Source organism: Mycobacterium sp., from assembly GCF_049281135.1.
In the GTDB taxonomy this organism is placed as follows: Bacteria; Actinomycetota; Actinomycetes; order Mycobacteriales; family Mycobacteriaceae; genus Mycobacterium.
Window position 1 is genome coordinate 1 of sequence record NZ_JBAPRN010000707.1, and the last position, 6,382, is coordinate 6,382.

Genomic DNA, 6,382 nt, shown 5'->3' on the forward strand with positions numbered 1-6,382 from the left:
GCGGTCACCAAACCGGCGACGTTCTGCGGCACGTACCACACGTACTGCTCGGCGTTGCCCTCGTCGAACCCGACCTGGCTGAAACAACCGTCCCCGGGCGGCACCACCGCCGGACCGGCAGGAAAGAAGCCCAGCGCATTACGCGGCTGAATCGAATGCGTGGTGGGACTGAACAGGTTCTGCCAATACTGCGCCCGATCCTGGAATTCACCCGCAGTCTTGGAATCCTCAAGCGCGGCAGCGAATTGAGAGATAGCGAAGTCATCGACCGACCACTCAACGGACTGAAAGGCCCCCGTATCGTCGCGCAGCTGAACGACGGCTTCCTCATCGGCGCGCTGGCCTGGCCGGCGTGGACCCCCGGTGCGCTTCGGTCAGGCTGTAAAACCTAGGCGAGTCTGGCCTGCGAGACGCTAGTCGCGGTGTACTACCAATTCGTACTACAATTGCGGGCATGTCTGAGGTGCCGGTCCGTGAGCTGAACCAAAATACTTCTGGCGTGCTCGCACGAGTCAAGCGCGGTGAGCAGATTGAGATCACCGAACGCGGCGTCGTCGTGGCCCGGTTAGTACCAGCTCAGGGCAATCCGTTAACCGAAATGATCAGTGCCGGAAGGCTTCGTCCAGCGACAGTCAGCGGGCCAGCACCGCGCCCGTCAGGGCCGGTCAAGACCGACAATGAGGCTGGCGAACTGCTGCGTGAACTGCGGGACGCCGAGCGGTACTGATGCTGTACCTCGACACCTCGGCCCTGATCAAACTGATGCGGCGGGAACCTGAAAGCGATGCCCTCGCTGACTGGCTTGACGCCCAAGCGACGGCACCGTGGGTGTCGTCGACGTTGATCGAGGTAGAACTCCCTCGCGCTCTGCGTCGAGTCGAGCCTTCGCTGCTCGCCCACGTCCCCAAGATCGTGGCGCGAGTCGCACTCTACGAAATCGACGAGGTGGTTCGAGCCGCCGCCGCGGCGTATCCGGACGCCGCACTGCGGTCACTGGATGCCATCCACCTCGCGACCGGGGATGCCGTATTCGGCACTCTGTTAACCGCATTCGTCAGCTACGACGAACGCCTGCTCACCGCAGCAGGAGCCGCCGGGCTACCTACCGCGGCTCCAGGCCGCTGAGAACCGAAGTGGCTGTTGATATTACGCGCAGCAGCATGTGCCACACAGATCACCAATGCCCGTGATGCACGACCTCGTCGAACGGTCGTCGGTTCGGTTTGCGGATCGGCTTAAGCGGGCGATCGGCCGGATACCCGACGCCGAACAGATACGCCACCTCATATATCGCGCTGAGCAGCACACTGTACGACCGGCCACCGACAAGAAATCGCGATAGCGCCGGTAGGCCGCAGCGCTGTCCGCCCGACGTAGTTCAATCGTGCGATGGGGATAACCGAGGAGCCGACAGCGGCCAGTGCCAACCAGGCACCGCAAGTCGAGCAGCTGTGCGGCGTTGTGGCAGGGCTGCTTCCGTGACCATCACTCCCGACGAAACCCCCCGCCTTGCCAACGCCGCCGAGCGCAATGTCTACCAAACCCTGCTGGAACAGCTTCAACCAAACGACCGGGTGGTTCCCGGCCAGCGTGTCACCGACCACCTCAAGGACCATGAGGTGGACTTCGTCGTCGCGATCGAGGGCGCCGGCATTGTCTGTCTGGAGGTCAAGGGCGGCGACGTCTGGCACGACGGTGACACGTGGTGGCAGCGGCGACGCGGCGGCCATGAGCACAGGATCGATCCGGTCCGCCAGGCCCGCGAAGCCTGCTATTCGCTGCGCGAATTCATCGAGAAGGACGATCGCTGGACTCAGGGCCGGCTGCGCTGGGACCACGTAATAGTCCTGCCGAACGCCGAGATCGCCGACGATTTCGCGTTGCCGGAGTGCCCGCGGTGGAAGGTCATCGACCGCAACAACCTCCCGACGCTCGTCGACAGGCTCAATCACGTCCTCGTCCAACAGGAGCTCGACCGCCCGTTGCTCACTCGGCAGGGCATCGAGCAGCTCTCAACGGCCTTGAGCGGCAGGGGATTACCGCAACGAAGTGTGGTCGCTCGCGCGCTGGCCAGTCAGGACGCCGCCGACGCGCTGACCGAACATCAGGCCGTCATCCTCGACGCCATCCGACTGCTGAACCGCGTTGAGATCCGCGGCGGGGCGGGCAGCGGCAAAACCTTTCTCGCGGTGGAACAGGCCCGCAGGCTTTCCGCGACGGGCCAGCGGGTGGCCCTGCTCTGCTACTCCCACGGCCTGGCCTCCTACCTGGAGCGCATCACCGCCAATTGGCGGCGCCGCCATCAACTGGCCTACGTCGGCGAGTTCCACGCCCTCGGCGTGCGGTGGGGAGCACCCGAAGGTCCCGACGAATCCTTGCGCACCGAGCAGACCGTGCGGTTCTGGGAACACGACCTGCCGCTTCACATGGCTGATCTGGCAGCACAACTCGAGCCCGGCCACCGGTTCGACTCGATCGTCGTCGACGAGGCCCAGGACTTCGCCGACGCATGGTGGGACCCGCTGCTCGCGGCCCTGGAGGACGACGAAACCGGTGGCCTGTACGTCTTCACCGACGAAGGTCAGCGTGTCTTCCACCGGCACGGCTCTCCGCCGGTGCCGCTCGTACCGCTGGTCCTCGACCACAACCTGCGCAACACCCGCCAGATCGCCAACGCGTTCCAGCCGCTGGTCGATCACCCGATGCGCTTCCTCGGCGGCGAGGGGCCCGCGGTGAAGTTCGTCGCCTGTTCGCAACACGACGCGATGAACGCCGGCGACGACGAGGTCGAACTGCTCCTGGAGCAGGGATGGCGCCCAGAAGACGTCGCGCTACTGACCACCGGCACCCGCCACCCCGAACAAAAGGAACGCCAGGCCGCCGGCAACGCCGCCTACTGGGACAGCTTCTGGGATGCCGACCAGGTTTTCTACGGCCATGTCCTCGGCTTCAAGGGTCTCGAACGCCGCGCCGTCGTGCTCGTCGTCAACGAGCAGTCCGCGTTCGAACGCTCCCGCGAACGCCTCTACGTCGGCCTGTCCCGCGCCCGCGATCAACTCGTCGTGTGTGGCGACCCGGACTTCATCCGCGAAGTCGGCGGGCCCGATCTCGCCCACCGTTTGAACCTTCCGTCGACCTAGTCGCGAGGCAGCAGCGATGTCCGCCTCGCGGTTGAATCGCTGGCGAACTTCATGACCACCGGTGGGCGTGCGGTAAACCGTATAAAGCTAAGAGCTCGCGGCGGGCGTCAACGACGAGGGGTTGGCGCGAGCGGGTCGGTGGTCAACAGCCCCCGTAGCTCGGCCGTCGAAACCCAAAGTTCAACCCGCCGTTCGCTTTTAATTCCGATCGCATTCAATTCCGCTCGCGACAGTTGGGCACGTCGGGGACAACAAGGAGGTGAACCAGTGGAAGCACGCGACCAGGTATGCGTTTCGGAGCATGGTGGTTGAGCCGGCTCTACGGTCATCGTTAATTCATCGATGATGATCGAGAATCGACCGGAATCGGTGAGGTCTAGTCGGTTCACTCGGTGAGCCAAGTCCGTTGTCGTAGAAGCATGACGACCGTCGGGGCCAAGGGATGACGAAACGCACAGGGCTGCTGCGTGGATGGTGCGACATTGGTGCGGTCGCCCCGCTGCAGCGGGCGTCTACGGTGCGCGTGCCTCCGCAAGCTGACGTCCGCGACGTCGGTACTGAATCGTCAACACGACCACCCCAACGAATACCAGCGCCGCGATGATCGCCCCGACCAGGGAGGCGCCGCGGAATCCGGGTGCCTCCACGTCCATGATCCTTTCACCCGCGTGCGCGGCGCTGTTGCCCCCGAGCACGACGCTGAGCGTCATCAGATTCGGCAACGCGGACAGGAGCGCCAGAAGGGCCGCGATGCCGGCGACGACCCGCCCGCCGCGCTTGCGCCGAAACAGGACGGCAAGTAGGACCAGCAGCAACGGCACCAGCGTGCACAGTCCGCCGAAGAGCAGACCCCACGTAATACCCCGGGCGAAACCTCTATCGGACAGCTCGCCTATCCGCTCCGCCCACCAACGCGGGAGGAACGCCGCCAGAATGAAATACACGATGACGAGGACAGCGCCGAGGATCGCGAACATGATCACTCGCTTGAGCCAACTCGGCATTCCCGACTTCGAGGTCGTCGGTCGATCCTTAGAGTCGGTCACTAGGGCACCATCCTTGTTGCAGGCCTCGTGATGAGGTTCGTTGTTGAGATCGCGGGAGCCGCGATGACGTCACGGGCCAGCGCGACTTCGCTCTCACCCCGAACCGGTCGCGACACCGTCTGCTGCTCGGATCGCAGGCGTGCTCCAGTCTGGCCAACGAGATCGTCTGGTCGGCGATAGTCCGACGAGCAGCGATCCGATCGTGCACAGCGGCTGATACAGCCCCGCGGCGGGTGGCTCTGCGCTTTTCAGGTGCGGCCAATGTTGCCTCCCCGCGGTTCTCGGACGCTCCTGAAATGAGGGCGCAAAATGCACCAACGGTGCCCGCTATCCTCCCAGCACGCGCACGTCGCGGTGGATGTTTCGGTGGAAACGCGGACGCAATCCGGCCGACACCCTCAACCACCGGTGCGGTGTGCACTGGAGGTGTCTGTCTCACCGGTGATACACTACGGCTGTGGAGTCAGTAACCGTGCGCGACCTCCGTAATAGAGGAGGAGAGGTGCTGGACCGTGTGGAGCGCGGTGAACGTGTGATCGTCACCCGGGACGGGCGCGCGGTCGCCGAGTTGCGCCCGCTGCCACGGCGCAGCGCCAGACCTGTCGAACTCATTGAGCGCAGGAAAGGGTTGCCTCGCGTTGACCCCGACGTGCTGCGACGTGACATCGACACCGTCATTGATCCAACGCTGTGACCCCTGAGCCGGCGTCGAGAGGGATGCTCGACACATCAACGGTGATCCTGCTTGGGCGCATCGAAGACCCTGCAGATCTGCCCGACCAAGCCGCGATCAGCGCGATCACGTTGGCCGAGCTGTCGGTGGGGCCGCATGTCGCCCATACCGACGAAGAGCGCGCGGCACGCCAGGCGCATCTGCAGCAGGCGGAGTCGGACTTCGACGTGCTGGTGTTCGATGCCGAGTCTGCGCGCGCATTTGGAGCAGTTGCCGCATCGTTGCGAGCGTCCGGCCGAAAGCCGGCGGCACGCGCTTATGATGCACTGATCGCCGCCAGCGCCATTGCCTATGACCTGCCGCTATACAGCTGCAATCCGTCAGACTTTGACGCGATCCCACGCCTGGACCTACGAACCGTCCCCCACCCCGATCACGGCGAGCCATGAGCCTGCAGAGAAGCCCTTGCCGAAAGGCGTTGGTGCTCAATACAACACGAAGCGAAGTGCAACAGCGGCACAAACGCTTGTCCAACTAGCTGCGAGCCGAAAGCCCGTGGCGGTGGCGGAAACGGGGTCTAGGATCGCTGTGGGGCGCCAGGTATGCGTCAGTGTCAGCTGGCCGGGTGTTAGGGCTTCGGGGTTCCACGGCGAAAGGCCAACCAGTGAGCGATAAGCCGAATGTCCTGATCATCTGGGGCGACGACATCGGGCAGAGCAACCTCAGCTGCTACAGCGACGGGCTGATGGGATACCGGACCCCCAACATCGACCGCGTCGCCGCCGAAGGGGTGCTGTTCACCGACTATTACGCGGAGCAGAGTTGCACCGCCGGACGGGCAGCGTTCATCACCGGCCAGAACCCGTATCGCACCGGCCTGACCAAGGTTGGCCTGCCCGGGGCGCCGCTGGGCCTGCAGGCACAGGACCCGACGATCGCGACGGCGCTGAAGGCGCAGGGCTACGCCACGGGCCAGTTCGGCAAGAACCACCTCGGCGACCGCGACGAGCACCTGCCCACGATGCACGGCTTCGACGAGTTCTTCGGCAACCTGTATCACCTCAACGCCGAAGAGGAACCCGAGCTGCCGGACTATCCGAAGGATCCGGAGTTCCGCAAGAAGTTCGGGCCCCGCGGCGTGCTGCACACCTGGGCCAACGGCGACGGCACCCAGCGTATCGAAGACACCGGCCCGCTCACCAAGAAGCGAATGGAAACCTGCGACGGCGAATTTCGCGACGCCGCAGTCGATTTCATCAGGCGCCAACACGAAGCCGAAGCTCCGTTCTTTGTGTGGTTCAACACCACGCACATGCATTTCCGCACCCATACCCAGCCCGAGAGCGTGGGCCGCGCCGGGCGCTGGCAGTCCCGCTACCACGACACGATGCTGGATCACGACGACACCGTCGGCAGCATCCTGGATCTGCTCGACGAGCTGGGGATCGCGGAGAACACGATCGTCATGTACTCCACCGACAACGGTCCCCACATGAACAGCTGGCCCGACGCCGGCATGACCC

At 64.5% G+C, this 6,382-nt stretch carries 7 protein-coding genes and 2 pseudogenes; 6 read left to right on the top strand and 3 right to left on the bottom strand.

Features of this window, described 5'->3' with window-relative positions; all coding sequences use genetic code 11:
- Nucleotides 1–296: pseudogene (locus tag WAN02_RS28125) on the bottom strand (glycoside hydrolase domain-containing protein); the annotation flags it as partial.
- Between the two features lie 158 nt (nucleotides 297–454).
- On the opposite strand from WAN02_RS28125, the gene WAN02_RS28130 reads away from it, so the two are divergent.
- Together WAN02_RS28130 and WAN02_RS28135 are read left to right on the top strand one after the other, a co-directional pair.
- A complete protein-coding gene (locus WAN02_RS28130; RefSeq protein WP_422268578.1) occupies nucleotides 455–727 on the top strand; it encodes a type II toxin-antitoxin system Phd/YefM family antitoxin in 273 nt (90 codons plus the stop codon).
- Entirely contained in the window at nucleotides 727–1,125 is a 399-nt protein-coding gene (locus tag WAN02_RS28135; RefSeq protein WP_422268580.1) for a type II toxin-antitoxin system VapC family toxin, read from the top strand. The genes WAN02_RS28130 and WAN02_RS28135 overlap by 1 nt, the downstream gene beginning before the upstream one ends.
- Before the next feature lie 49 nt (nucleotides 1,126–1,174).
- On the opposite strand, the pseudogene WAN02_RS28140 reads toward WAN02_RS28135, so the two are convergent.
- A pseudogene (locus WAN02_RS28140) lies at nucleotides 1,175–1,282 on the bottom strand (nitroreductase); the annotation flags it as partial.
- Between the two features lie 196 nt (nucleotides 1,283–1,478).
- Between WAN02_RS28140 and WAN02_RS28145 the strand changes: the two are divergent.
- Nucleotides 1,479–3,140: an NERD domain-containing protein gene (locus WAN02_RS28145; protein ID WP_422268582.1), complete on the top strand. Its 1,662-nt coding sequence runs from the start codon at nucleotides 1,479–1,481 to the stop codon at nucleotides 3,138–3,140.
- Nucleotides 3,141–3,652: 512 nt separating this feature from the next.
- Here WAN02_RS28145 and WAN02_RS28150 read toward each other — a convergent pair.
- The gene (locus WAN02_RS28150; protein ID WP_422268584.1) at nucleotides 3,653–4,186 is read right to left on the bottom strand and encodes a permease; all 534 of its coding nucleotides are present in this window, start codon (nucleotides 4,184–4,186) and stop codon (nucleotides 3,653–3,655) included.
- A 457-nt stretch (nucleotides 4,187–4,643) separates the two neighbouring features.
- On the opposite strand from WAN02_RS28150, the gene WAN02_RS28155 reads away from it, so the two are divergent.
- The 3 genes from WAN02_RS28155 to WAN02_RS28165 form a co-directional block, all read left to right on the top strand.
- Nucleotides 4,644–4,880, top strand: a complete 237-nt coding sequence (locus tag WAN02_RS28155) for a type II toxin-antitoxin system Phd/YefM family antitoxin (RefSeq protein WP_422268586.1) — start codon at nucleotides 4,644–4,646, stop codon at nucleotides 4,878–4,880.
- 23 nt (nucleotides 4,881–4,903) lie between these two features.
- Nucleotides 4,904–5,308, top strand: a complete 405-nt coding sequence (locus WAN02_RS28160) for a type II toxin-antitoxin system VapC family toxin (protein ID WP_422268588.1) — start codon at nucleotides 4,904–4,906, stop codon at nucleotides 5,306–5,308.
- A 215-nt stretch (nucleotides 5,309–5,523) separates the two neighbouring features.
- A partial coding sequence (locus WAN02_RS28165) for a sulfatase-like hydrolase/transferase (RefSeq protein ID WP_422268590.1) occupies nucleotides 5,524–6,382 on the top strand: 859 nt, incomplete at its 3' end.